The 24,424-nt window shown below is 71.5% G+C and carries 21 protein-coding genes; 7 read left to right on the forward strand and 14 right to left on the reverse strand.

The window, feature by feature from the left end; translation table 11 throughout:
- The first annotated feature begins 11 nt into the window (after positions 1–11).
- From ACFFR3_RS04605 to ACFFR3_RS04620, 4 genes are all read left to right on the forward strand, one after another.
- Positions 12–953: an NYN domain-containing protein gene (locus tag ACFFR3_RS04605; protein WP_364365102.1), complete on the forward strand. Its 942-nt coding sequence runs from the start codon at positions 12–14 to the stop codon at positions 951–953.
- Between the two features lie 147 nt (positions 954–1,100).
- Entirely contained in the window at positions 1,101–2,558 is a 1,458-nt protein-coding gene (locus ACFFR3_RS04610; RefSeq protein WP_364365099.1) for an AlkA N-terminal domain-containing protein, read from the forward strand.
- Positions 2,555–3,067 carry a methylated-DNA--[protein]-cysteine S-methyltransferase gene (locus ACFFR3_RS04615; protein WP_364365096.1) on the forward strand — a complete coding sequence of 171 codons (513 nt, stop codon included), beginning with the start codon at positions 2,555–2,557 and terminating at the stop codon, positions 3,065–3,067. The genes ACFFR3_RS04610 and ACFFR3_RS04615 overlap by 4 nt, the downstream gene beginning before the upstream one ends.
- 31 nt (positions 3,068–3,098) lie before the next feature.
- Positions 3,099–4,025, forward strand: a complete 927-nt coding sequence (locus ACFFR3_RS04620) for a hypothetical protein (RefSeq protein ID WP_379482640.1) — start codon at positions 3,099–3,101, stop codon at positions 4,023–4,025.
- Between the two features lie 418 nt (positions 4,026–4,443).
- Here ACFFR3_RS04620 and ACFFR3_RS04625 read toward each other — a convergent pair whose 3' ends face one another.
- The 12 genes from ACFFR3_RS04625 to ACFFR3_RS04680 form a co-directional block, all read right to left on the reverse strand.
- Positions 4,444–5,382, reverse strand: coding sequence for a hypothetical protein (locus tag ACFFR3_RS04625; RefSeq protein WP_345396360.1), 939 nt, complete (start codon positions 5,380–5,382; stop codon positions 4,444–4,446).
- The gene (locus tag ACFFR3_RS04630) at positions 5,379–6,029 is read right to left on the reverse strand and encodes a hypothetical protein (protein WP_364365087.1); all 651 of its coding nucleotides are present in this window, start codon (positions 6,027–6,029) and stop codon (positions 5,379–5,381) included. Before ACFFR3_RS04630 ends, ACFFR3_RS04625 begins: the two co-directional genes overlap by 4 nt.
- A complete protein-coding gene (locus tag ACFFR3_RS04635) occupies positions 6,026–8,761 on the reverse strand; it encodes a BTAD domain-containing putative transcriptional regulator (protein WP_379482641.1) in 2,736 nt (911 codons plus the stop codon). Before ACFFR3_RS04635 ends, ACFFR3_RS04630 begins: the two co-directional genes overlap by 4 nt.
- 69 nt (positions 8,762–8,830) lie before the next feature.
- A complete protein-coding gene (locus ACFFR3_RS04640; RefSeq protein ID WP_345396348.1) occupies positions 8,831–9,247 on the reverse strand; it encodes a pilus assembly protein TadG-related protein in 417 nt (138 codons plus the stop codon).
- Complete coding sequence (locus tag ACFFR3_RS04645; protein ID WP_345396345.1) at positions 9,244–9,645, reverse strand: TadE family protein; 402 nt, start codon at positions 9,643–9,645, stop codon at positions 9,244–9,246. The genes ACFFR3_RS04640 and ACFFR3_RS04645 overlap by 4 nt, the downstream gene beginning before the upstream one ends.
- Complete coding sequence (locus tag ACFFR3_RS04650; RefSeq protein ID WP_364365078.1) at positions 9,642–10,040, reverse strand: TadE/TadG family type IV pilus assembly protein; 399 nt, start codon at positions 10,038–10,040, stop codon at positions 9,642–9,644. The genes ACFFR3_RS04645 and ACFFR3_RS04650 overlap by 4 nt, the downstream gene beginning before the upstream one ends.
- A 29-nt stretch (positions 10,041–10,069) precedes the next feature.
- Positions 10,070–10,327 carry a hypothetical protein gene (locus ACFFR3_RS04655; RefSeq protein ID WP_345396339.1) on the reverse strand — a complete coding sequence of 86 codons (258 nt, stop codon included), beginning with the start codon at positions 10,325–10,327 and terminating at the stop codon, positions 10,070–10,072.
- Positions 10,327–11,247: a type II secretion system F family protein gene (locus tag ACFFR3_RS04660; RefSeq protein WP_364365075.1), complete on the reverse strand. Its 921-nt coding sequence runs from the start codon at positions 11,245–11,247 to the stop codon at positions 10,327–10,329. The genes ACFFR3_RS04655 and ACFFR3_RS04660 overlap by 1 nt, the downstream gene beginning before the upstream one ends.
- Positions 11,240–12,142 (reverse strand): type II secretion system F family protein, encoded by a 903-nt coding sequence (locus ACFFR3_RS04665; RefSeq protein WP_364365856.1) that lies wholly within the window; start codon positions 12,140–12,142, stop codon positions 11,240–11,242. Before ACFFR3_RS04665 ends, ACFFR3_RS04660 begins: the two co-directional genes overlap by 8 nt.
- Positions 12,143–12,144: 2 nt before the next feature.
- Positions 12,145–13,440 (reverse strand): TadA family conjugal transfer-associated ATPase, encoded by a 1,296-nt coding sequence (locus tag ACFFR3_RS04670; protein ID WP_364365072.1) that lies wholly within the window; start codon positions 13,438–13,440, stop codon positions 12,145–12,147.
- Complete coding sequence (locus ACFFR3_RS04675) at positions 13,437–14,153, reverse strand: hypothetical protein (RefSeq protein ID WP_345396327.1); 717 nt, start codon at positions 14,151–14,153, stop codon at positions 13,437–13,439. Before ACFFR3_RS04675 ends, ACFFR3_RS04670 begins: the two co-directional genes overlap by 4 nt.
- Before the next feature lies 1 nt (position 14,154).
- A complete protein-coding gene (locus ACFFR3_RS04680) occupies positions 14,155–14,820 on the reverse strand; it encodes a CpaB family protein (RefSeq protein WP_379482642.1) in 666 nt (221 codons plus the stop codon).
- A gap of 322 nt (positions 14,821–15,142) precedes the next feature.
- Here ACFFR3_RS04680 and ACFFR3_RS04685 point away from each other — a divergent pair, with 322 nt between their 5' ends.
- From ACFFR3_RS04685 to eccB, 3 genes are all read left to right on the forward strand, one after another.
- Positions 15,143–19,816 carry an FtsK/SpoIIIE domain-containing protein gene (locus ACFFR3_RS04685; RefSeq protein ID WP_379482643.1) on the forward strand — a complete coding sequence of 1,558 codons (4,674 nt, stop codon included), beginning with the start codon at positions 15,143–15,145 and terminating at the stop codon, positions 19,814–19,816.
- Positions 19,817–19,920: 104 nt separating this feature from the next.
- Positions 19,921–20,844, forward strand: a complete 924-nt coding sequence (locus tag ACFFR3_RS04690) for a M23 family metallopeptidase (RefSeq protein WP_364365061.1) — start codon at positions 19,921–19,923, stop codon at positions 20,842–20,844.
- A gap of 117 nt (positions 20,845–20,961) precedes the next feature.
- Complete coding sequence (gene eccB / locus ACFFR3_RS04695) at positions 20,962–22,377, forward strand: type VII secretion protein EccB (protein WP_345396315.1); 1,416 nt, start codon at positions 20,962–20,964, stop codon at positions 22,375–22,377.
- A gap of 12 nt (positions 22,378–22,389) precedes the next feature.
- Here the strand turns inward: eccB and ACFFR3_RS04700 are convergent, their stop codons facing one another.
- Together ACFFR3_RS04700 and ACFFR3_RS04705 are read right to left on the reverse strand one after the other, a co-directional pair.
- Complete coding sequence (locus tag ACFFR3_RS04700; RefSeq protein WP_345396313.1) at positions 22,390–23,193, reverse strand: WXG100 family type VII secretion target; 804 nt, start codon at positions 23,191–23,193, stop codon at positions 22,390–22,392.
- A 6-nt stretch (positions 23,194–23,199) separates the two neighbouring features.
- Entirely contained in the window at positions 23,200–24,315 is a 1,116-nt protein-coding gene (locus tag ACFFR3_RS04705) for a hypothetical protein (protein ID WP_379482644.1), read from the reverse strand.
- Positions 24,316–24,424: the final 109 nt, after the last annotated feature.

Genomic DNA, 24,424 nt, shown 5'->3' on the forward strand with positions numbered 1-24,424 from the left:
TGGAGGACGACATGGCCATCCCAGACCTCATGCCGCATCCTGTGGCAGCCAAGTACGCCGTCCTAGTGGATGTCGGTTATCTGTACGCGGCGGCAGGTGAAGTGCTGCTCGCCGCGAAGGAGCGCAAGGAATATCGGGTGGCCGCCGATGAGCTCATCCAGAGTCTACAGAAACATGCAGAAGCACGTATTTCTGGCGAACTTCTGCGGATCTATTGGTATGACGCCGCCCGTGATCGCGTGCCGACCGTCGACCAGCGTGTGATCGCCCAGCTTCCGTGGGTCAAGGTGCGCCTCGGCAACCTGAACGCCCGCGGCCAGCAGAAAGGCGTCGACGCGCAGATCCGGAGCGATCTGGAGGCACTGGCCAGGCATCACGCGGTCACCGACACGATCCTGCTGGCGGGTGATGAGGACATGGTCCCGGCGGTCGAGGCGGCGCAAGCGTACGGCGTGCGCATCCACCTGTGGGGCGTCGAACCGCCTTACGGCACCAACCAGGCGGAACGCCTGGTGTGGGAGTCCGACACCGTCGAAGTGATCAGCGCAGATTTCCTGAGGCCCTTTTTCAGCCGTGCTCCCCAGCCTGTCCCGGTCACCCCACCCGCCGCCGCGCCCTCGCCCGCGCAGGTCTTCGCCGGGCGCGCCCCCGTCAAACCGCACGCCAAACCCGGCCAGGTCGCCAAGCTCGGGCCGAGCCGGCCGCGCGTGGAGGACGTGGGCGAGCACGTCGCCCAGAAATGGATCCTGACCCGGGGCCGCGACAACATCCGCGACCTGCTCCCCGGGCCGATCCTGCCGACCGTGATCGACACCGAGCTGCTGATCGAGGCGGAGAAGGAGCTCGGCCACTCCCTGCGGCCCTACCCGGAGGCGCGGGTGTGGCTGCGTGACGGGTTCTGGGCACGGGTGTACCGCGAGTTCGATCTGGGGGTAGGCGTCTCGTCCAAGTAGCCGGGGTTCCGGGGCCTTCCCTGGGAGGCCCTCATCCCGCTGTACGAGGTTCTCCGGCGAGGAGCCCTGAGGCCGCCACCTGGGGCGTCACGGCATGGTCCGATTTCCGCCAGTCGTCACCCCTGGGGAGCGCATACCGTCGGAGACATGGCCCTACAAGAGCTCGACTTCGACTCCTGCTACCGGGCCGTCTCCGCCAGGGACCCCCGGTTCGACGGCCGTTTCTACACGGCGGTGACGACCACGCGCATCTACTGCCGCCCGATCTGCCCCGCCCGTACGCCGGCGTCGCGGAACGTCCGCTTCTACCGGCACGCGGCCTCGGCCGAGGCGGCCGGGTTCCGGCCGTGCAAGCGCTGCCGGCCCGAGCTGTCGCCCGGCGACCCCGGCTGGGACCTGCGCGGCGACCTCGTCGGCCGGGCCCTGCGGCTCATCGACGACGGCGCCGCCGACGAGCAGGGCGTGGCGGGGCTGGCCAGGCGGCTGCACATCACGGAACGCCACCTGCACCGGCTCTTCGTCGCCGAGCTGGGCGTCGGGCCGCTGGCGGTCGCACGGACCAAGCGGCTCCTGCTCGCCAAGCAGCTCCTGACGGAGACGGCGCTGCCGGTGACGGAGGTGGCGTTCGCGGCCGGGTTCGGCAGCGTGCGGCAGTTCAACGCGACGATGCGCGAGACGTACGGCTTCACGCCGAGCGAGCTGCGCGCCACCGCCGGCCCCCGCACCGCCCTCCTCGCCCACGCGTCCGTTCCGGCCGTGGACGAGGACGCGGCGAGACCCGTGGACAGCACGGCCAGCGGGGCGGTGACGCTTCGGCTGCGGTTGCACCGGCGGGAGCCGTACGACGTGGACGGCGTCTTCGCGTTCCTCGCCTCCCGCGCCATACCGGGGCTGGAGGTGGCGGACCGGACGTCGTACCGCAGATCAGTCCAGGGCGGGACGGTCACCCTCACCCCGCGCCCCGACCACATCGCTCTGGACGTGGCCGTCGAGGACACCAGGCAGCTCGCGAGGATCGTCGCCCGCTGCCGCCGCCTGCTCGACCTCGACGCCGACCCCGAGGCCATCTCGGACGTCCTCGGCCGCACCTCACTCGGCCCGCTCGTCGCGGCCCGGCCGGGGTTGCGGGTGCCGGGCACGTTCGATGGGTTCGAGCTGGCCGTACGGGCGGTCGTGGGACAGCAGATCTCGGTGGCGGGCGCGCGTACGCTGCTCGGCCGGATCGTGGCCAGGGCCGCCGCGCCCGGCGGCCTCTTCCCCACGCCCGCCCAGCTCCTCGACACCGACCTGAGCGGCCTCGGCATGACCAACCGCCGCATCGACACACTCAAAGACCTGGCCGCCCGCCTCGCCGACGGGCAACTCGACCTGGACGGCGGGCAGGACCCCGCCGAGGCGGTGGCGGCGCTGCTGGAGGTGCGCGGCATCGGGCCGTGGACGGCCGGCTACATCGCCCTGCGTGCCCTGCGCGACCCCGACGCCTGGCCCACGGGCGACCTGGTGCTGGTCAAGCGCATGGCCGCCCTGGGCATTCCGAACGACCACATCGAGCGGTGGCGCCCGTGGCGGGCGTACGCCGCCCTGCACCTCTGGAGTTCATCATGATCGCTGCTCAGCTCGTACCGTCGCCGGTGGGCCCGCTGGCGCTGCTCGCCCGCGAGGGTGTGCTGGTCGCGGCCGGTTTCACCGCCGAGCCGAAGGAGATGTTCGCCCGGCTCACGCCCGCCCTGCAGGCGGAGGGCCTGGAGATCGTGGACGACCTGGGCGCCGCCTCCGAGGCGGCCCTGGCATACCTCGCGGGTGATCTGGACGCGCTGGACGCCGTGCCGGTCTCGCAACCCGGCTCCCCCACCCGCCGCCGCCTGCACGCGGCGCTCCGCGAGGTCAAGGCGGGAACGACGGTCTCGTACGCGGAGCTGGCCGAGCGGGCCGGCCTCCCGAAGACGGCCGCGAGAGCCGCCGGCTCGGCCTGCGCCCAAAACCTCATCGCCCCCTTCGTCCCCTGCCATCGGGTATTGCCCAGCGGTGGTGGATATGGCGGCTATTACTACGGCGTACCGGTAAAAGAATGGCTGCTCGCTCACGAACGCGGAGGTATCGTCAACCCTGCGTAAAGGGCGAGTAGCTTTCGGTAATGTGCTCCGCATGGTGACAATCGAACATGAGTACCTCCTCGAATTAGTGACCAACAACCCCGCCATGGTCAGGGATCTCCTGGTTGGGTCAGGACTTCCCATACCTGCATTCGATTCGGCAGAGCTAGGCTCAGGCGACTTCAACGACCGCCGGCCCACGGAATATCGGGCCGACGCGGTCGTCGTCTTCAAAAAGAGGAACAAACCGGTACAAGCGGTCGTCGTGGAGGTGCAGCGAAAGCCCGACAAGGGTAAAACATGGTCCTGGCCCGTATATCTATCGACACTACGGGCATCTCGGAAATGTCCGGTCAAGCTCATCGTCTACTGCGAGAACGACGCAACCGCCAGATACTGCGCCACCCCCATAGACATGGGCCACCCGGGCTGGATCCTCAAGCCCATCGTCGTCGACCCCTCGAAGGTGCCTAAGATCACCGATCTCCGCGAGGCGATCGACAATCCGGAACTCACTGCTCTCTCGGTCATCGTGCATGGGAAGTCCGACACTCCAGAGGGTAAGCAGGTCGTAGAGACCTTCAAACAGGCCGCAGTCGAGCGGCCGAAAGGCCGGCCCGATTATGCTGACCTGGTAGCCGTCCTACGGCGCGACTTCGACTTCACCCGATCATTGGAGGAGGCCAGAATGCCGGTAACCGTCGAACAGCTGGAGGAAGTCCCGTACGTCCGCCGATGGATCGAATTGGGCGAAGTTAAGGGCGAAGCAAGGGGCGAAGCAAGGGGCGAGGCAAGAGGCGAGGCAAGGGGCGAGGCAAGGGGCGGGGCCAAGGCCGTCATCAAGATACTCCACGAGCGGGGCATTTCCATCTCTCCCGAAGATGAGGAACGCATCCGCTCCTGCACCGACCACGAAATGGTCGAGAACTGGATCAGCAAAGCACTCAAGATCCACAACGTGGACGAGCTCTTCGACTGACCTCAACCCTCCGGGCCACGCCGCACCATCATGGTGGGCTCCGGCCCGGAGGTCCAGCCACGGCATGTTGGTAAGCCACATGTCCTGGCAAGAGGCATCAGAAGAGGCATAGCCATGTGCCTCATCTCTGTGCTCAAGGAGCGAGGCATCTTCTTCTCGTCCGAGGCCCATAGACGCATCTACTCCTGCCCCGACCTCGACATCCTTGGCGTTTGGTTCGATAGAGCGCTCAAGGTCAGCAGCGTCGACGCGCTCTTCGAGGAGGAAGAGGGCACGGCGTAGCTTTCAGTCCTACGGCGGCGGCGTCAGAGCGTCCGCGCCGCTCGGGCACCACGTGCTCTGCCCGGCCGCTGATCCCCTCCGGGGAGCGGCCGGGTTTCTCCGGGGAGTGGACGGGCTCGTGGTCAGAAGGTGAACGTCAGTTCGCCGGTGGGGTGACGTTGCTTTGGATCTCGCCCACCGGGACGTCTCGGGTGGCGCTGACCTCTACCGGGGCGAACTGCACCGGCACCGCGTTGTCGGCCACCTCGACCGGCCACACGGTGGAGACCGTCAGCGTGTACTTCTCGCCGGGCTGGTCGATCGACGAGTGCAGGTAGCGGACGCCGCAGGAGAACGTGCCGCTCTTGGTGAACGGCTTGCCCGCGGCCCCGCAGCCCGATTCCGTCACCTCGGCACGGTCCTGCGAGGTGCCGGGGTCGATCTTGATCTCCTTGAGGGTGGCGACCAGGGTGACGCTCATGACGCCGGGGATGGACGCGGTGACCGTGCGGGTCGGCTCGCCGACGCCGTCGAGCCACACCCAGGTGGGCAGGTTGACGTAGCTCTTGGCGTCGGGGTTGAGCTTGATCGTGGGCTTGGGGACTGTCAGCGCGGCCCGCGCGACCTCGGCCAGCTGCTCAAGGGTGATGCCCGACGGCGGGGTGGTGTTGGGCGGGGCGAACACGAACAGCTCAAGGCCGGCCCAGCAGACCGCGCCGTTGGGGTCGGCCTTGTTGTAGGCGGGCACCCACCACAGCCCCTCCTGGCCCAGCTTGTCCTTGAACGGCTGGATGAACTCGCGGAAGCGATCGGTGTCCGCCTGCGTCCTGTTGCCCCGGGGGTCGGAGATCTTCTTGAACATCTCCTCGGCGTTCCCGGCCGGCTCGTACCAGCAGGGCCGCTTGATGCGGTAGCCGTCGCTCTCGCCGCCCTTGGAGCCGCTGATCTTGATGGTGTCCGTGGAGATGTCGAGATGGCGGGTGCGCCCCTCGCCACCGCCCCGGACGTTCACATCAGGCGGTTCCTTCTCGCCAGGGGGCGCCTGGTAGCCGGCCATGAGGCTGCCGGCCATCAGCACGGAGATCAGGGTTCTCATCGGGTGCACCGTTCCTCACCTCTCACGCGGCTCCTGATGCGCCACACCCCGTCGTCACCTCGGTGCGCGAGCACGCTCTGGGGGTACGGGCTGCGCATCCAGCGGGGCTGGTTCGGGATGGGTTTCCCGGTGGCGGCCGAGACCACCTTGACGTCCGTCTCGTCGATGCACGCGTCGATCTGGGCGCCTTTGCCGTACACGGCGCCGACTCGCAGGTTGTAGAGGCGTGCCGTGCCGCGGATCGTCTCGCCCTGGTCGGTGAAGGCGCGGATCCAGTCGGAGATGGCCGCCTCGGCCTCGTACTCCAGGTTGTGCCCGTAGCCGGACGCGCCTTCCGCGATGGCTCTGCGGACGCCGAGGTAGAAGTCGACCATGGTCTTGACCAGCGGGTCGGGGCGCGCCGGCCACTCGACGCGCACCCGCATGTCCTCCCCGACCTCGACCGTCCGCGTACCGGTCGGGACGGCCGCCGGTGACGACGCGGGTGACGACGCGGGTGCGGACTCCGGCGGATCGGTCTCCGGTTCGGCGCTCGCGGCGCTCCTCGCCGGAGCGGGCTGCGCGGCCTCCTGGGGGCGGTACGGGGGATCCGCCGTACCGCACCCGGCCGCAAGCATCAAGGCGATCACCATCGCCGTACGTCTCATGCCGATGACTCCCTCACCACATGTATGCGCCACGTGGGCAGCAGTTCTTCGATCAGCGCCTCGGTTTCGGGAGCCATGCCGCCCCCGTACGGGTGCGAGGCGGCCCGCCTGGTCAGCCCCTCGACGACGGCCCGCAGGCGTACGGTGTCCTCGGTCGCGTGCGTGGCCCTGAGCAGGTCGCGCCAGAGGCCTTCGTCGTCGGGCGCGAGCAGCAGCGCGGCGCGTACGGCGGCCACCGCGGCGTCCGGCTGCCCTTGGGCGAGCCGGATCTCGCAGAGCTGGTGGGCGGCGTCGGCGACGGCGGCCGTCACGTCGTACTCCAGGTCGTCGGCGGCCAGCCAGGCGTAGCCGCCGGGCCGGCGTCCGGTCAGCAGCGGGCCTCTGACCAGGCCGAGCGCCTTCTCCAGCAGGACGGCCCCGGCGGTGGGGTCGCCCTTCGCGCGGCGTACCAGCTCGCGGAAGACCGCCCAGTCGGTACGCACGCCGGGCCCCAGGCTGAGCCGCCCCGCCGCGTCGGTGTGCAGGTGCTGGGGGCCGAGCCACTCGGCGACCCTGGCGATGGTGGCGTCCCTGACGGTGTCCTGGACGCCGCGCGGCCACAGCACGCCTCCGAGCACGACCGGATGCACGCCGCCGACGTGTGTGGCGAGGTAGACCAGCAGCTCGGCGGCCAGCCCCATGCGGCCTTCCTCCAGCGGGGGCAGGCCGGTGAGCTCGATGGGGCCGAGGATCCTGACCTCGACGGCGGGCTGCTGGAGGCCGTCGAGCGGCTCGGGTTCGCGTATGGGCTCGCCGTCGAGCCGGTCGGCGGTGCGGAACAGGTCGACCAGGGCGCGGTAGTGGCGGCGGGGCAGGAGCTGGGCGTCCACCTCGAAGCCGAGCTCGGCGATCCTGGCCCGGCCGTCGTCGCCGATCTCCAGCGTCCAGGTGGCGTGCGGCACCTCGCCGGCCACCACGTAGCCGGCGGTGTCGCGGCGGGCCAGCAGCGCCAGCCTGCGCGCCTCCTCGTGGGTGGGGGCGACGGCGGACAGCAGGTAGTGGGCGCGGCGCGGGCTGCCGGTGATGCGGCCGGTCAGCACCTCCGTACGCGGCGCGGCGCCGGCTTCGAGCTCGGGCAGCACCTCGGCCAGGCCGCCGACCGCCCTGATGCGGCCGGGCGCGATCGCGGTCAGCTCGGCGCCGAAGCCGACGAGCGTGATGCGCATGCGGTCGGACCAGCGGTTGGTGGCCAGCTCGACGGCGAGCGCGGCGAGTGCGGCGGTGGTCTGCGCGCCGCGCACGTTGATCAGGCCCTGCGCGGCCTCCAGGTCGATGAGCACGCGCCCGCCGTCGTCGGTGCCGATGGACACGAGCCCCGGGTACGGGGCGCCCGCGTGACCCCTGTCGGGCGGGTCGGGCAGCAGGCGGCCCTCGTGTGCGGGCAGGCGCCAGACCTGGCCGCCGTCCACGGCGATCCAGGGCGCGGGCGGGTCGGGGTCCGGCGGGTGGATCCACAGGTCGAGGGTGCGGGGCGACAGGTGGGCTCCGTACACGGTGGGCGGGGTGCGGCGGCGCGCGGCCAGCTCGGCGCCCAGCATGCGCAGGCCGACGTCGAGCACGCGGGCGCCCGGCGCGTCGCTGCCGAGCCTGAGCGCGACCTCGGCCTGCGCGGCGTCGTCGTGCGGCCGGGCGATCCTGCGGCCGAACACCCGCCGCCAGAGCTGCTCGCGGCGCTTGCCGGCCAGCACGAACAGCAGGCCGGCCGCGGCCAGGGAGGCGGCGGCGAGGTAGTCGACGAGGTCGCCGTCCCGGCTCTCCTGGATGACCGGCTGCTGCTCCTGGCGCTCCTGCCGCTGCTCCTGCCGATCCTGGCGCTGCTCGGGGCGCTGATCGCGGCGCTGCTCCTGGGCGGCCTCCGGCTTGCTGTGCTTGCCGGTGGCCTTCTTCGGCAGCTCCCGCTCCACCTGGGCGCGGCCGGGATGCTCGCGCAGCGTCTTCTCGCGCGGCTGGTCGGCGGGGACGATGTGGGCGTTACGCGCGTCGTCCGGCATGTCGAGCACCCAGCCGGGCCTGATCAGGTCGGCCATCTTCAGCCGGGTGCCGTCGGGTTGCTCCTTGGCCTGGTTGAGCCGGTAGATCTCGTGGTAGCGGCGGCCGTCGCCCAGGCACTTCTCCGCGATCTCCCACAGGCTCTCGTGGTGGCGGCCGTGCGGGGGCTGCACCACGTACACCTTCTTGGTCTTGGGGGTCTCCAGTGTCTGCTCGACGAGCGGCGCGGAGTACGCGACCGCCGTCACCGGCGGCGCGGCGGGCGTGGGCGCCAGCTTGACCAGCGGCGCGACCATCGCCCCCGCCGTGAACAGCAGCAACGCGGCCGAGACGAGCTTGTTGGCGAGGAACTGGGTGCCGCCGGACAGCGGGACCCTGGCGGGCATGCCGACCCTGCGGACCCCGGCGTAGACCTCGACGAGCACGCACACGAAGAGCTGGAACCAGGCCAGCCACACCAGCAGCACGAGCACCGCGATGATCGTGCTCGGGCCGACGTTGCCGGTCAGCACCTCCAGGTCGAGCAGCTCGGGCCTGATCGGCGGCCCGACGAAGGTGAGCAGCGCGTACGGCACGCCGCCCACGAGCCCGACCAGCACGACCAGCGCGGCGAGGCCGGCCAGCACGTCACCGGCGCTGCGCCTGCCCGAGGCAGGCGCGGGGACATGCCGTCCGTGAGGACGCGCGGGCTGTCGCGTCGGCATCGCCTCTCCTTTCCTGGTCCAGGGTCGTGCCGTGAGAAGTCCCGCTGCCATCGACCGGCGGGATTCGGTCTATCTCGCTTCGGGTGCGGCGGTGGCCTCGCCGGTCATCTCGGCGCCGGAGAAGCCGATCGCGCCGAGGAAGAACGCCTCCCACCGCACCGACACGGTGACCGTCACCTGGGCCCCGCCCTGCCCGACCGTGCACTCCCCCGGGCTGACGTCGTCGCCGCCCTGGGCCGCGACGATCTCGTCGGCCCTGGCGCACACCTCGTCCTCGCCGAGCAGCCGGGTCTCGCCGGTCTCGCGGAGGTGGTCGACGTCGAGCTGGTCGGCGGCGGCCCTGGCGGCCTGCTCGGCCACGTCGGCGGCGCGCAGCCGGGCGTTGATCGCCGAGCCGCCGTCCACCAGCAGCCCGGCCAGCAGGAACACGACCACGGAGAACAGCACGGTGAACACCGACATCGAGCCGCGCTCGCCCCGTCTCACTCGATCCTCCTGAACTGCTCCAACGGCACCACGGCCGTCCCCGTGAGCTGCTTGGTGCCGCCGAAGCCGAGGAAGGCGAGGTCGAGCTCGCAGGTCACCTCGGCCTGGACGTGCCCGCCCTGCTCGTACTCGGAGCCGTCGAGCGAGACGGCCGACGACCGGCAGCGGTCGTCGAGCACGCTGGTGAGGATGGCCTCGGCGGCGGCCTCTGCGTCGTCCCGCGTGCGCTGCACGGACGCGGCCCTGGCGGCGTCACGCGCCGCCCCGTTGACCCGGCCCTGCGCCTCGACCAGCACCCCCGCACCGGCCAGGAACATGAGGAACAGCAGGAAGACCGGGGCCAGCATGACGGTCTCGACCGCCATGGACCCGCGCTCACCGTCCGGGTGGGTGGTCATTGGCAGTCCTCGCCGCCGTTGTCGGGACGGAAGCACTCCACGGGTCCGCCGGAGGTGGCGGTGATCGTGAAGGCCAGCTCGGGCAGCAGCGGGATCACCTGGACGGCGCTGCCGGTCACGGTGACGAACCGCTCGTCCGGCTCCTTCTCGGACGTCGTGGCGGTGGCCTCGCGCAGCAGACTGGGCCCGATCGTACGGACGATCTCGGTGGCCTTGCCGGTGGCGGCGCCCTCCCAGGCCCCGGAGTCGAACGGCGCGGACCTGGCCACGCGGGCGCCCTCCCTGGCCGCCGCCTCCGCCACCTGGCGGGCGTGGAACCAGAGGGCGACCTGCACGATGAGCAGCGCGGTGGCGAGGATGACCGGCATGAGCATGGCCAGCTCGATCACCGTCACGCCGCGCTCATCGCGCCGTGGCCGGGCTCTCACGGGGCCTCGCCACCTCCGCCGTCGCCTCCGCCGTCACCACTGCCGCCACCGCCGCCGAAGCTCTGCTCGATCTGGTTCTGCTGGTTCTCGACCAGCGTCTTGATCAGCGTGGCCAGCCCGAGCGCGACACCGGCGATGATGGCCGTGATGATCACCCATTCGACGGCCGACGCGCCTCGGGTGGGCGCGGTGCGGGCGCGGTGGACGCGCACGCCGAGATAAGCCGTGAGGTAAACGATCCAGGGATGGTGCATCAGACCCCCAACATCTTCATAGCGGCGGGAAAACTGAGAAAGATCACGAAGCCGGCGCAGAGCAGGAGCTGGGCGACGAGCATCGACTGCGAGCGTTCGCCAGCCCTGCCCTCGATCTCGGCCAGCTCGCGGCGGCGCAGCGTGGCGGCCCTGGCGGTGAGCGAGGCGCGCACCTTGGCGCCGTCGTCGGCGACCAGGCCGAGTGCCGCGGACAGGTCGCGCAGCTCGTCGACGTTGATCTCCTCGCCGAGCTGGCCGAGCGCCTGCCACGGCGTGATGCCGACGATGCGGGCGCCGCTGAGGGCGTCGCGGATGCGGCCCATGGCCCAGTTGGGCTGGTCGCCGCTGACCGAGACGGCCATCATCAGCGCCTCGGGGACGCCGCGGCCGCCGGCCAGGTTCATGGAGACGAGGTCGAGGAAGGCGCCGACGACGTGGCGGAAGTCGCGCCGCTTGGCCGCCGCGTCCTTCTTGACCTGCAGGTCGGGCAGGAAGAAGAAGATCGCGGCCACCAGCAGCGCGGCCCAGAACGGGATGGCCAGGGAAGTGCCCCACTCCATGAGCACGAGCCAGGCCAGCAGCAGCGGGAACGCGAGCAGGCCGCCGGCCGCCAGCAGCGCCTTCGTGGCGAGGAACGCCTCGAACGAGCGGCCGAGCAGGGCCAGGTCCGCCTTGACCGACCTGACCTCCCAGCCTCGGGCGCCGTAGATGGCGGCCAGCCGGACGCCGAGTCCGCGCCGGAACGCGCTGACCTCCTCGTCCGGCAGTATGAGCTGGATGCGGGGGGCGCCGGCGTCCTCGCGCACGGCGTCGAGCGCGAGCAGCCGCGCCACCAGTCCTGGACGGGCCGGGAAGAGCGCACGGAACAGGACGAACATGCCGAGCCCGAGCACCGCTCCGGCGATCGCGCCTTCAACCACGGCCACCACCTCCGTTGGGGACGACCGGCCGTTCCGCGGCAGGCGCGGAGACGACCGCCGCACCGCCCATCAGCAGGCGGGTGGGCTTGTCGAACCTGGCCAGCCGGCGCATCCACGCGAACCCCGCGCCGAACAGGCCGGCCACGACCACGAGCACGGCCTGGCCGAGGAGGCCCTCGTACTCGGCCACGTACGACGGGTTGAACACGACGAGCAGCCCGGCGAAGGCGAGCGCGGTGATCACCACGATCTGCACGCTGCGCCGGGTGGCGCGGCGCTCGGCCTCGACGCGGCGGCGCATGTCGAGCTCCTCGCGGGCGGAGACCGCGAGCGCGCCCAGCACGTCGCGCAGGCCGGGGCCGCGCAGCTTGGAGTTGAGGATGAGCGCGGCCACGACGAGGTCGGCCGAGGGGTCGTCGAGGTCGTCGGCGAAGCGGGCGAGCGCCTCGGGCAGGGCCATCCTGGTGTGCAGCCGGTCGATCAGGGCCCGCAGGTGCGGCCTGAGCGTGGGCGCGGCGGCCCTGATGGAGGACGGGATGGCCTGTTCGAGCCCGGCGGCGCCGGCGATGGTGTCGCGCAGCGACTCGGTCCAGGCGGCCAGCCCTTCGAGGCGGCGCATGGCGGCGCGCTCCTCCGCGGCGCCGCCGGCCAGGCCGCGCCAGGCGAAGACGAGCAGCACCGTGCCGACGGCGGCGACCGGCCAGCGGGTGACGACGAGGACGAGCACGGCGGCGACGGCGGCCACGGCGGCGCGGGTGGTCAGCATCTTGACCAGGTGGCGCTTGGGGCGGCCCGGGCGGGGGCGCAGGCCGTACAGGGCGACGACGAAGAGGAACAGGCCGCCGCCTGCCACGGCGCCGGCCAGCAGCGCGAGCGGGTCGAACGTGAACGGCATGCTCACCAGCCCCCCGGGTGGTAGCCGTGCGCGGCCAGCTCCTCCAGGCAGGAGAGCGGCGCGTGCGGGACGGCGGCGCCGTCGGGGCCTGGCGCGAAGACCTCGCTGGACAGCACGCGGCCGTCGCAGCCGTTGACCTCGCGGATGCTGGAGACGTAGCGGCGCAGCTTGCCGCCGAGGTGGTAGTCGTTGCGCTTCTCGATGAAGACGACGAAGTCGATGGCGCCGGCGATGAGCATGTGGGTGGCGTCGATGGGCAGGCGCTCGGAGGCCTGCAGCGCGTACGTGGCGATGCGGTTGAAGACCTCCATGCTGGAATTGGCGTGGATGGTCGACAGGGAGCCGTCGTTGCCCTGGGTCATCGCGTTGAGCATGGTGACGATCTCGTCGCCGAGCACCTCGCCGACGATGACGCGGCTGGGGTTCATCCGCAGGGAGCGGCGGACCAGCTCGGCCATGGAGATCTCGCCCTGGCCCTCGGAGTTGGGCAGGCGCTGCTCGAAGGCGACGACGTTGGGGTGGAGTTCGGGGAACTGGTCGAGGCCGAGCTCAAGGGCGCGTTCGACGGTGATGAGGCGCTCGGTGGCCGGGATCTCGTTGGCCAGGGCGCGCAGCAGGGTGGTCTTGCCCGCGTTGGTGGATCCGGCGATCATGATGTTCTTGCGGGCGGCGACGGCCGCCGCGAGAAACCGCCCCACGTCCGGACTTATCGTGCCGTTGCCTACGAGGTCGGTCATGAAGACCTTGCCGAGCCGGGCGCGGCGGATCGAGATGGCCGGCCTGACCGTGACGTCCATGACCGCGCTGAGCCGGGAGCCGTCGGGCAGCCGCAGGTCGAGCTGGGGGTTGGCGGTGTCGAACGGCCGGCTCGACAGCCCGGAGTAGGCCGCCAGGATCTGGATGAGCTCGATGAGCTCCTCATCGGACTCGGCGACCGGGTCGTGCATCAGCTCCTGGCCGTCGGCGTAGCTGACGAAGACCTTGTCGCAGCCGTTGATGTCGATGTTCTCGACCTGGGGGTCGTCGAGCAGCGGCTGCAGCCTGCCCACCCCGAACAGCGCCGCGTGGATGCCGGCCGCGAGCGCCTCTTCCTCCTCCACGGTGGGCGGGGTGCGGCCGGAGCCGATCTCGTTGCGGGCGTGCTCCTCCAGCACCTGGGAGATCAGCGCCCTGGCGAACTGGCGCTCGTCCTCGCCGGTCATCGGGGGCAGGCCGTTGGCCTGGTCGAGCCGGCGCTGGTGGGCCAGGCGGTCGCCGACCTCCTGGCGGAAGCGCTTGACGAGGGAGTGGTCGATCATCGGTGGCTCACCAGCCTCTGCGCGAGGTCGCGGGCCGTACGGATGAGCAGGGAGCGGTCGAGTCTGCCGCCCCACTGGCCGCGCAGCAGCTCGGCGCCCTTGGGGTCGTGGGCCAGGCCGTGCACGTACTGCACGGTGTTGCCGACGATCCTGCGGACGTCCTCGATCGAGCCGCGGTAGTTGCGCGGGTCGGCGATCACGACGACGCCGTGCGCCTTGGTGATCTGCAGCCGCTCGCGCAGGTGGGCGACGTGGTCGAGGGTGGCCCTGGTGAGCAGCACGACCTGCTCGGCCTCGGCGATGAGGTCGCCGAGCTGCGGGTGGGCGCCCAGCCTGCCGCAGTCGGCGATGACGTCGGCGCCCGGTATGGCGGCCAGCGCCCTGCCGAGCGGGCCCCAGAGCCAGGTGAGGCCGGCCGCCTGCTCGCCGTGGCCGAGCCCGACGAGCACGTCGAGCCCGCCGACGATCTTCTGGGTGTGCTGCTGGATCTGCGCCGCCTCCAGGCCGCGCCGGGCGGTGGCGCCGAGCGTGAGCAGCCCCTTGGCCGGGTTGAGCACGCCGCCGTCGGCGGCGGGCAGCCGGTAGGCGAGGTCGCCGCCGGCGGGGTCGCATTCGGCCAGCAGCACCGGACGCGGCCAGACCGCCGCCAGCGCCGTGGCGGCGGTGGTCACCCCCGGCGCGCCCTTGTCGGCCGCCAGTACGATGAGCCCCACGTCAGCGCGCTCCCGGAAGTTCGGCCACCGCGATCTCGCCGGCGGAGGCGGCGGCCACGATCTCGGGCGCGGCCGGGGCGTCGACGACCACGGTGATCTGGCCGGAGGCCGCGCTTCTCGACCGCTCGCCCACGGAGAAGACGAGCGCGCTCGCTGCGAGCACGCGGCTTTCTCCCTGGCTCTGCCGGCTGGGCACGAGAATCACCTGTACGCGATCGCCTTTGTCCACTCCGGCCGGCATTTGTCCTGGCTTGAGGGACAATCCGACGGTCGCTTTTCCTTCGCCCAGCTCGCTGCTCGTCCGTACGCCCATCTCATTGGTGAGCAGCGTGCCAGGCAGGATGGTGACGGAGGCGAAGCTGTCGAGCACCTGCTGGCGCTGCGACCACGCGACGAAGTCGATGCCGGTGTCGGCGATCTTCACTTCTTCGATCGTCTCCTTGGTGAACTTCTGGCCCGCGCCGACCTGTTGCGTGACGCGAATGGCGGACACCCTGTCGCCGCTGTTGAGCACGAGCATGGTCGTGGCCAGCGCCCCGCCCAGGATGAGCAGGACGGCCAGCGCGGCGAGCGCGGGCTTGCGTTCCCTGGGAGGTACGGGGAGCTTGCGCGAGGCCGGCCCGGACAACCCCGCCGCGTTGGCGGCAGGCTTTTCACTGGTCCTCATGGGTGGGGGGCTCCCGGAGTGAATTGCGGAATTCACGCCATTATGTGGGGATCGCTCCGGCGGAGGTGGCGGAATTCGGTGACCCATGCTTCTTTCGCAGGTGACATGGTGTCAAGCCGAATTCATCGATGCTTATTGTTTCTATCAAGTTGACGAATCTCGAAATTTCCGGCACGTCGCCTCTGGGATAACTCCCGTCACAGCTTTCACAGCGATTGCGGGCCCCCTAATCGCGCTCGCCATGCCATTCCCGTCAACAGGCGCACCCGGCCACGTTCCGGACGCTACTTTGGGCGCCCGAAGTCGACCCAGGAGACGGCACATGCGGATCATGCTCACCGTGATCGGCGGGCCCGGTGATGGGCAGGGAAGCGGACCCCGTCACGGGCAGGCCGGCGAGGCCGGCCGCGAGCGCGACGGCGGACAGGGCGACCGTGACGTCGTGATCGACGCCGACGACGGGCTCACGGTGGCCAGGCTGAGCGCGGCGCTCTGCGACGAGCGCCCGCTGGCCGACGTCCTCCGCCTGCCCCAGGCACGGGCCCAATCACGGGCCCAATCACGGGCCCAATCACGGGCGCCGTACGCCCCCGCCGCCGCGGGCGCGCACGTGCCCAGGCCGCGCCGCCCCGAGCGCTCCGACATGGGGCCGCCCGTGCTGTGGCGCGACGGCCGCCCGCTCGACCCCGCGGCCAAGGTCACCGCCGTGCTGCGCGACGGCGACAAGGTCACGCTGGACGCCGCACTCGCCCGTGCCACCGTCGTCGAGGAGCCGGGCGGCGTCGCCGAGGTCCGCGTGGTCGGCGGCCCCGCCGCGGGAGCCGTGCACCGCCTGGGGCTCGGCGTGCACGTCATCGGGGCAGACCCGATGTGCGCGATCACGGTACGCGACCCGGCGCTCGCGCCCGAGGCCGTCACCGTACGCGTGCGACCGGAGTCGATCACCGTCGAGCCGGCCTGGCGGCCGCCCGGCGAGGCGCCGAAGCTGAAGCTCAAGGGACGCTGGGCCGAGGAGGTCGCCGAGCTCACCGCGCGGACCGCCGAGCGGCGGGCGGCGGAGCTGTCGGCCGGCTACGGCGAGGTGCCCGAGCTGGACGGCGAGCCGGTCACCGACCCCGTCGAGTGGCCCGACCAGGCCGTGCTGACCTGCGGCTCCTCGGTGTTCGTGCTCACCTCGATCGAGCCGAAGGACGCGCACCTGGCGCCGCGCACGGAGGGCGGCGTGGCCTACAACCGGCCGCCCCGGCTGCGCAGGCCGGAGCCGCAGCGCACGTTCGTCAAGCCGAAGGCGCCCACCAGGAGCGAGGGGATGCGGCTGCAGCTGCTCGCCGCGTGCCTGCCCGCCGTGCTCGGGCTGACGCTGGCGATCGCGCTTCAGCAGTGGTACTACCTGCTCGTCGCCTTCATGACGCCGATCATCATGATCGGCCAGTGGTGGAGCGACCGGCGGCACGGCAAGAAGCAGTACAAGAAGGCGGTCAAGGAGCACCAGGAGGAGGTGCGGGCGTACGACGAGGCCGTCGAGCGGGCCCGCGCCGCCGACGAGGCGGCTCGCCGGGCCGACGCGCCCGACCCGGCCCAGGTGCTGCTGACCGCGACGGGGCCGCGCCGGCGGCTGTGGGAGCGCAGGATCCACGACTCCGACGCGCTGCGGCTGCGGGTGGGGCTCGCCGACCTGCCCGCCGACCTGGAGCTGTCGGAGGAGCAGGGCGGGCCCATCGACCCGCCCGTCTGCCGTTCCGTGCCGGTGGCGCTGCCGATGCGCCGGCTGGGCGTGGCGGGCGTGACGGGCCCGCGTACGGCGGCGACCGGGCTGGCCGGCTGGCTGATCGCGCAGGCGGCGACCCTGCACAGCCCGCGCGACCTCGCCATCGTGGTGGTGTCGGCGCACGCGGACGCCGAGCGGCGCTGGGGCTGGCTGCGCTGGCTGCCGCACTGCACGCCGCAGGCAGGACAGGAGTGCGTGGCGCTGGTGGGCACCGACCCCGAGTCGGCCGCGCGCCGGGTCTCGGAGCTGGCCGCGCTCATCGACGAGCGCCAGAACACCACGATCCCCGAGCTGGGCAAGGTCCCGACCGGCTGGGACGACCTAGGCGGGCCGGAGAAGCCCACGTTCTCCTCTTATGACATGCGCCCGTACGACGTGCTGGTGATCCTCGACGGCGCCCAGGTGCTGCGCGGCCTGCCGAACATGCCGCAGGTGCTGCGGCAGGGGCCGCGCGCCGGGGTGTTCACGCTGGCCATCGACGAGGACCAGCGGCTGCTGCCCGAGGAGTGCCAGACGGTGGCCGCGTGCGGTGACGACGGGCTCGTCCACCTGCGCGGCGGCGGCCTCGACGTGATCGGCCCCGTCCTGTCCGACCGGGTCTCGCCCGCCTGGTGCGACCGGCTGGCCAGGGCACTCGCCCCTATCCGCGACGTGAGCAGGGACGACCCCGGCGGCAACCTGCCCGACGCGGCCCGCCTGCTCGACCTGATGGCCATGCCGGCGCCCTCGGCCGCGGAGCTGGCCGCGAGGTGGGGGAAGCGAGGCAGCACGCAGGCGCTGATCGGGGTGGGCCCCGACGGTCCCTTCTCGGTGGACCTCAAGCTCGACGGCCCGCACGGGCTGATCGCCGGCACCACCGGCGCGGGCAAGTCGGAGCTGCTGCAGACGCTGATCTGCTCGCTGGCGGTGGCCAACAGGCCCGACCAGCTCACGTTCGTGCTCATCGACTACAAGGGCGGGGCGGCCTTCAAGGAGTGCGTACGCCTCCCGCACACGGTCGGCATGGTCAGCGACCTGGACGGCCACCTGACCCAGCGGGCCCTCGACTCGCTGGCCGCCGAGATCAGGCGCAGGGAACGCCTGCTGCTGTCGGCGGGGGCCAAGGACATCGACGACTACGAGGGGCCGGGGCTGCCCCGGCTGGTGCTGATCATCGACGAGTTCGCCGCGCTGGTGGCCGAGCTGCCCGACTTCGTGACGGGCCTGGTGGACATCGCCCGCAGGGGCCGCTCGCTGGGCATCCACCTGATCCTGGCCACCCAGCGGCCGGCCGGCGTGGTGACGGCCGACATCCAGGCCAACACCTCGCTGCGGATCGCGCTGCGGGTGACCGAGCCGGCCGAGTCGGCCGACGTCATCGACCAGCCGGACGCGGCGCACATCTCCAAGAACACGCCGGGCCGGTGCTACGTGCGCTCGGGCGCGGGGGCGGCGGTGGCCGTCCAGACCGCCAGGGTGGGCGGGCGCGGCCCGGCGGCGGGCGGCGAGCGTGCCGCGGCCCGCGTACGGGTGCTGGACGTGGGCTGGCGCGCCCTCGGCAAGCCGCTGCCGCCGCCCCCTCAGGGTGACGAGGAGGACGCCGCCACCACGGACCTCACGCTGGTCGCCGACGCGCTCATCGAGGCCGCCGAGCTGGCGGGCGTGCCCGCGCAGCCGAGCCCATGGCTTGAGCCGCTCCCCGACCGTCTCGTCCTGGACCTTCCCGCGGGCCCGCGGGCCCAGGACGACGAGGTGCGGCCGCTGCCGTTCGGGAGCACCGACCGGCCGTGGTCGCAGGACAGGAGCCCGCTGGCGCTCGACGTGGCGCACGGCGGTCACCTGCTCGTCGCGGGCGCGGCGCGCAGCGGGCGTTCGACGGTGCTGCGCACGATCGCGGGCTCGATCGCCGCCCACACCTCCCCCGACGACGTGCACGTGCACGCGGTGGACTGCGGCTCAGGCGCGCTGCTGCCGCTGGTGGCGATGCCGCACTGCGGCGCGGTCATCACCCGCGATCAGCTCGACCGCATGGAACGGCTGCTGAACCGGCTGAAGACCGAGGTGGGGCGGCGCCAGCAGCTGCTGGCCGAGGCCGGGCACGCCTCGCTGGCGGAGTACCGGCAGGCGGGGCACCGGCTGCCGTGGCTGGTGTTCATGCTGGACCGCTGGGAGGGCTTCGTGGCCGCGTTCGAGGGCTACGACTACGGCAGGCTCATCGAGTCACTGCTGCAGCTGCTGCGCGAGGGCCCCGCCGTGGGGCTGCGCGCGGTGGTCACCAGTGACCGGTCGGGGCTGCTCGGCCAGGTGTCCACGGTCTTCGACGACCGGCTGCTGCTGCGGCTGTCCGACGCCGCCGACTACGGCCTCGCGGGGTTCCCGCTCAAGGGCCTGCCGTCGGTGCTGCCGCCGGGCCGGGCGCTGTCGATGGGCGAGCACGGCATCGTCGAGCACCAGATCGCGCTGCTCGCCGCCGACCCGGCGGGTCCCGCGCAGGTGGCGGCGCTGCAGGCGCTGGCCCGCGAGGCGGGCCCGGCCGCTGGACGGCCATGGGGTGCGGGCGGCCCGCCGCTGCGGGTGGACGCGCTGCCGCTGCGGATCACCGCCACGCAGGCGATGGAGCTGGAGCCCGGCTTCAGCCCGCCGTCGCCGCTGTGGGCGCTGATCGGCGCGGGCGGCGACGCGCTCGCGCCGCTTGGTCTCGACCTGCTGGCCCAGGGCCCCGGCGCGGTGGTCGCCGGGCCGTCCCGCTCGGGGCGCTCGTCGGTGCTGGTGACGGCCGCCCGGTCGCTGATCGCCCAGGGCACGCCCGTGGTCGCGGTCGCGCCCAGGCGCAGCCCGCTGCGGGACCTGGAGGGGGCCGTGGCGGTGCTGGACGGCGAGGCGACCGACCTGGCTGAGCTGGTGGCCGACCTGCACGACTACGTGGTGCTGGTGGACGACGCCGAGCTGATCAACCCGGACGGGCCGCTCGGCACGGCGCTTGAGGAGGTGCTGCGTTCCGGGCGGGACGGCGACCACGGGCTGCTGATCGCGGGAACGACAGGGGACCTCGCGGTGGCGTACCGGGGGTTCGTGGCGGAGACGCGCAAGGCGCGTACGGGGGTGCTGCTCGCGGTGCAGGGGCAGACCGACGGGGACCTGTTCACGATCCGGCTGCCGCGCGGCGCGACGGGCGGGCCGCAGGGCCGCGGCTTCCTGGTGACGGCTGGGACGATCACCCCGATCCAGGCGGCCCTGCCGGACGAGTGACCCCGCCGGCGCGACCCCTAAATCAACAAAAATCGACTCATTCCGGTGAACATCCTGCGAAACCGCTAGCCGGGGCGATCATCGAGCTGGCAGGCTTCGGTGCCGTGCGTAAGAAGATCCTCATCGCGAGCGCGTGTGTCACCGCGGCGCTCCCCCTCCTCTGGACGACCCCCGCCTCGGCCGTCTCCACTGCGAGCGCGGCCGCCGCCGGCGTCACCTACCAGCTTCCCTTCCCCTGTGGGGAGAAGTGGGTGGGCAGCAGCAAGAGCTCCGCCCACACCGCCGGCAACGAGATCGACTTCAACGGCAGCGCGGGAGACGGCAACGGCGACCTCGGTCGTACCGTGGTCGCCGCGGCCGCCGGCAAGGTCGTGATGTCGGAGTACCGGACCACCGACGGCTTCGGCAACGTCATCAAGATCCAGCACTCCGACGGCACGGTCACGCTGTACGCCCACCTCAACGCCCGCTCGGTCGCCAAGGGCGCGAGCGTCAAGCAGGGCCAGAAGATCGGCACCGTGGGCAAGACGTCGGCCAAGTACAGCCTGATCTCGCACCTGCACTACGAGGTGCGCACGTCCGGCGGCTCGATCATCCCGGCCACCTTCAACGGCGTCCGGTTCAAGTACCCGAACCAGACCGTGACCTCGAAGAACTGCGGCGGCGGCAGCGCACCGACCACGAGTAACAAGACCGGCGGCGGCGGTAACCCGTACACGGCGCCCCAGGTCTGCGGCTCGGGCTTCAAGCAGATCGACTCGGCCTCGCTGGGCAGCCAGGGCCGGGTGGCGCTGCTCTACAACGCCTCCAACGGCCAGAACTGCGTGGTCGCGCTGCGCAACAGCGGCTCGGGCAAGGCGTCCATGACCGCCTACCTGGAGGTCAAGGGCAAGAAGCGGGCGATCGACAAGGGCAGCTTCCAGTACTACGCGGGCCCGGTCCGTGCCAAGGCGCTGCGCACCTGCGTCAAGTGGGGCGGCTCGATCGGCTCCGCCAAGTACGACAGCCCGTTCGAGCACTGCGCCTGACGTTCACGTTCGTAGGGATGTTCGCGGCAGGGCCCTGCCGTCTCAGCGATACCTGAGGGGCTGCTGAGACGGCAGGGCCTTTATGCTGATGCGCGGGTTTTGTCGCAGGGAGGTGCCGTGCAGACCAAGAAGGACCTCTACCAGGCCCACCGGCTGCAGCAGCAGCGGCTCGGCATGGCCCTGTTGCAGGCCGAGCCCGACGTGGCCGAGCCGCCCACCCGGCGGCAGAACGTCGCCACCTTCGGCGGCATCCTGGTCGCGGTGCTCATCATGGCGGTGTTCGGGATCTGGGGAATGATCAAACCGGGCAACGCCACCAAGCTCACCGACCCGGGGCAGCTGCTGGTCGAGGAGGAGAGCGGCGCCAAGTACATCTACAGCGAGCAGCAGCGGCGGATGCTGCCGGTCGCCAACTACGTCTCCGCGCGGCTGGTGCTCGACTCCGCCGAGATCACGACCAAGACCGTGACCGCGGCCTCCCTGGCCGACTACGCGCGCGGGCCGCTCATCGGCATCTCCGGGGCCCCCGACTCGCTGCCGGTCAAGGAGAAGCTGGTCAAGGCGCCCTGGTCGGTGTGCGTGGTGGAGGGGCCCGACAAGCTCGTCGGGAGCAAGTCGTACACCAGCCTGGTGGGCGGGCAGGACGTCGGCGGGCGGCCGATCGGCGGGGACGCGATGGTGGTCTCCGACGGCCGCCAGAACTGGCTCATCTGGGGCGAGCGCCGCATGCGCGTGCCCGCGCACGGCGTGCGCGCGCTCAACGCGCAGCCCCGGCAGGTGCCGGCGGCCTGGCTCAACGCGCTGCCCGTCGGCCACGACTTCGACGGCCCGCGGGTGCAGCAGCGCGGCAAGAAGATCCGCAGCGGCGGCAAGGTGGCCGCGACGGTCGGCCAGGTGTTCACGGTGCCGGCCGCGCAGGGCACTCCGGCCCGCTACTACGTGCTGCTCGCCGACGGCCTCGCGCCCATCTCCCCCGTGCAGGCCACGCTCCTGCTGGAGAACCCCGAGAGCAAGAAGGCGTACGGCAGCGCCGCCGTCAGGGCCATCCCGATCGACGCCGCCTCCGCCAACGCCTCGCCCTCGAAGACGAACGTCATGGACACCTCGCTGCCGCAGGCCATGCCGAAGGTGATGGGCGTCAACGGCTCGGTGCCGCTGTGCATCGTGTACGGCGCCACGCAGGCCGGCTCGCTGGCCACGAAGGTGACGGCGGGCAGCAAGATCCCTATCCCCACCCCGGCGAGCTCGGCCGTGCAGGGCCAGTACGACCAGATCCTGCTGCCGCCGGGCAGCGCCGTCGTGGCCGGGCTGCTGCCGGGCGAGGGCCAGATCAACGCGGTGACCAACGCGCTGTCCCTGATCACCGACCAGGGCGTGCGTCACCCGCTGCCGTCGGGCGACGTGCTGGGCAAGCTGGGCTACGATGCGGGCGACGTCGCGCCGGTGCCGGCGAGCATCATGCACGCGATCCCGCAGGGCCCCGCCCTGGACCCGGCCGCCGCCTGGACACCGCTGACGGCCGGGAGCAAGTGACGCGGGCCCGGCTCAGACGCCCACGTTTCCGAGCATGCCCAGGTCGGGCTTGTTGGCGCCCGCCTTGGCGAGCGGGGATTCGGTGAAGTCCACCTCTTCCACGTCGTACTGGATGGCTCCGTCGATCAGGTCCGGCGTCTTGGTGGGGACGGCGTTCATGGCCAGCAGATCCTTGCTGGCCTGGTTATAGACCACACCCGCCGCGCCCACCGCCATCGCGACCCTCAAGATGACCTTGCGGTGTTGCGTGAAGATCCTCAAAGCCGTCGCGTGCATCTTCACCACGACCTTCATGACGCTTTGCATGACGGCGATGCGGGCGACCGGATTGAATGTGGAGGCGACCACGAGCGCCGCGAACCCGGCAAGAGCGCGGGCGATCCACTTGAAGAACTGCAGCACCCAGTGGGAGATATGGGCCGATGCCTTGAGCGTCTGGCCGCAACCCTCCCTGTTCCTGTCGAGCGTCTCCAGCTTCCGATCGAGCTCTTCCGCCCTCTTTTGGAACGTCGTGTAGGCCTGGCCCTTCCAGTCCTGCTTGCCGATCTCCGCGACCATCCGCTTCAGCTCCGAGCGCAGGACCGCGAGGTCGCCGGCGCCGGCCGCGGTCGGCGACCCCTTCGAGTCGGCGACGGGTTTCACGCCGACCGGCGTCGCGTCGAGCCACTGGTCCGCGGCCCGGTCCTGCTCGGCCGGGTCCATCGTGACCATGGCCATGAGGGCGACCAGCGGCCGCGCGTACGGCATGACTGTCGACGCCAGTCCAGCCATGCCCAGGGCGACCAGGTACTCGTTGCGATCCGACTCGTAGGCCATGCGCTGCTACACCTCCTCGTTGCGGATGACGGCCGGGCCGTGTTCCTCGTCGAAGCCCCAGGCGCTCTCCTCCTCGCTGAGGTACGGGCCGCCCTCGCCGTTCTTCTCGTCCCGGTTCATGGCACCGGCGCCGCCGCCCATGGGCGGCGGGTAGAACGGCATGCCGGAGTTGAGCGCCTTGGAGATGCTGCCGGGCGGCGGCGTGCCGCCACCCGCGCCGCCGGAGCCGCCGCCGCCTATGCCGCTCTCGGGAACCAGGCTCGTCCGCGGCATGGTGTTCGTGGTGCGCGGGTCGAAGGCGTTGGGGTCGGGGATCCGGGCCTGCGGGATCTGGTTGGCGAGGTTGCGGTCGATCCCGGCGAGGTCCGAGGTCGCGGGCTGGTCGAGGCCCTTGAGATCGGGGTCTTGGATGTTCGGGTCCGGCACGTTCGGATTAGGGATGTCCGGGTTCTGCGCGTTGGGGTCCGGCAGGTTCGGGTCCGGCACGTTCGGATTAGGGATGTCCGGGTTCTGCGCGTTGGGGTCCGGCAGGTTCGGGTCCGGGACGTCCGGGTTGGGTATGTCCGGGTTCTGCGCGTCCGGGCCGCCGGAGCCTGGGATGTCCACACCGGGGGTGCCTGGACCGTTGATGTCCTCCATGCCCGGCACGTCCGGGCCGCCGGGCGACTTCAGGTCCGGGTCGAACGGGCCGATGTTCTTCATGTCGCCGGGCCCCTGGGGCATCTTGACGCCCCCCGGGCCACCGGGGTTCTTGTTCTTGGCCTTGCTGGCCTGCTCCGCGGCGTCGACGTTCTCCGCGATCTGGTTGATCGCGGCCTGCCAGGACTCCAGCACCTGCTGGCCGCTCGCCAGCGCGTCGGCGGCGCCGTCGCGGACGTTGCGGTGCACGACGTTGAGGCCGCCCCCGATCACGCCGAACGTCAACGGGCTCATGTCGATGGCGCGGGTCTTCTCGCTCAGGTCGCCCATGGTGGGGGCGTAGCTCCCGACGTTCTTGCCGAGGCTGCGCACCTTGTCCGGCTTCATGTCGAGCTCGGGATCCTTCTTGAAAGGATCGACGGCGCTCCCGAAGCTGCTCAGAGCTGAGGAGAACGGGTCACTAGCGGCCGATGGATTCGCCATACGCCCCCCTTGTCACATCAAGCACATACGTTATCTGGCAAACCGGCACCATCCACCCCATTGATATGGAAAATTGACGTGATCACGTGCGACCCTAGTGATCGATGTT

It is taken from the genome of Nonomuraea salmonea (genome assembly GCF_042428605.1).
Lineage (GTDB): Bacteria > Actinomycetota > Actinomycetes > Streptosporangiales > Streptosporangiaceae > Nonomuraea > Nonomuraea salmonea.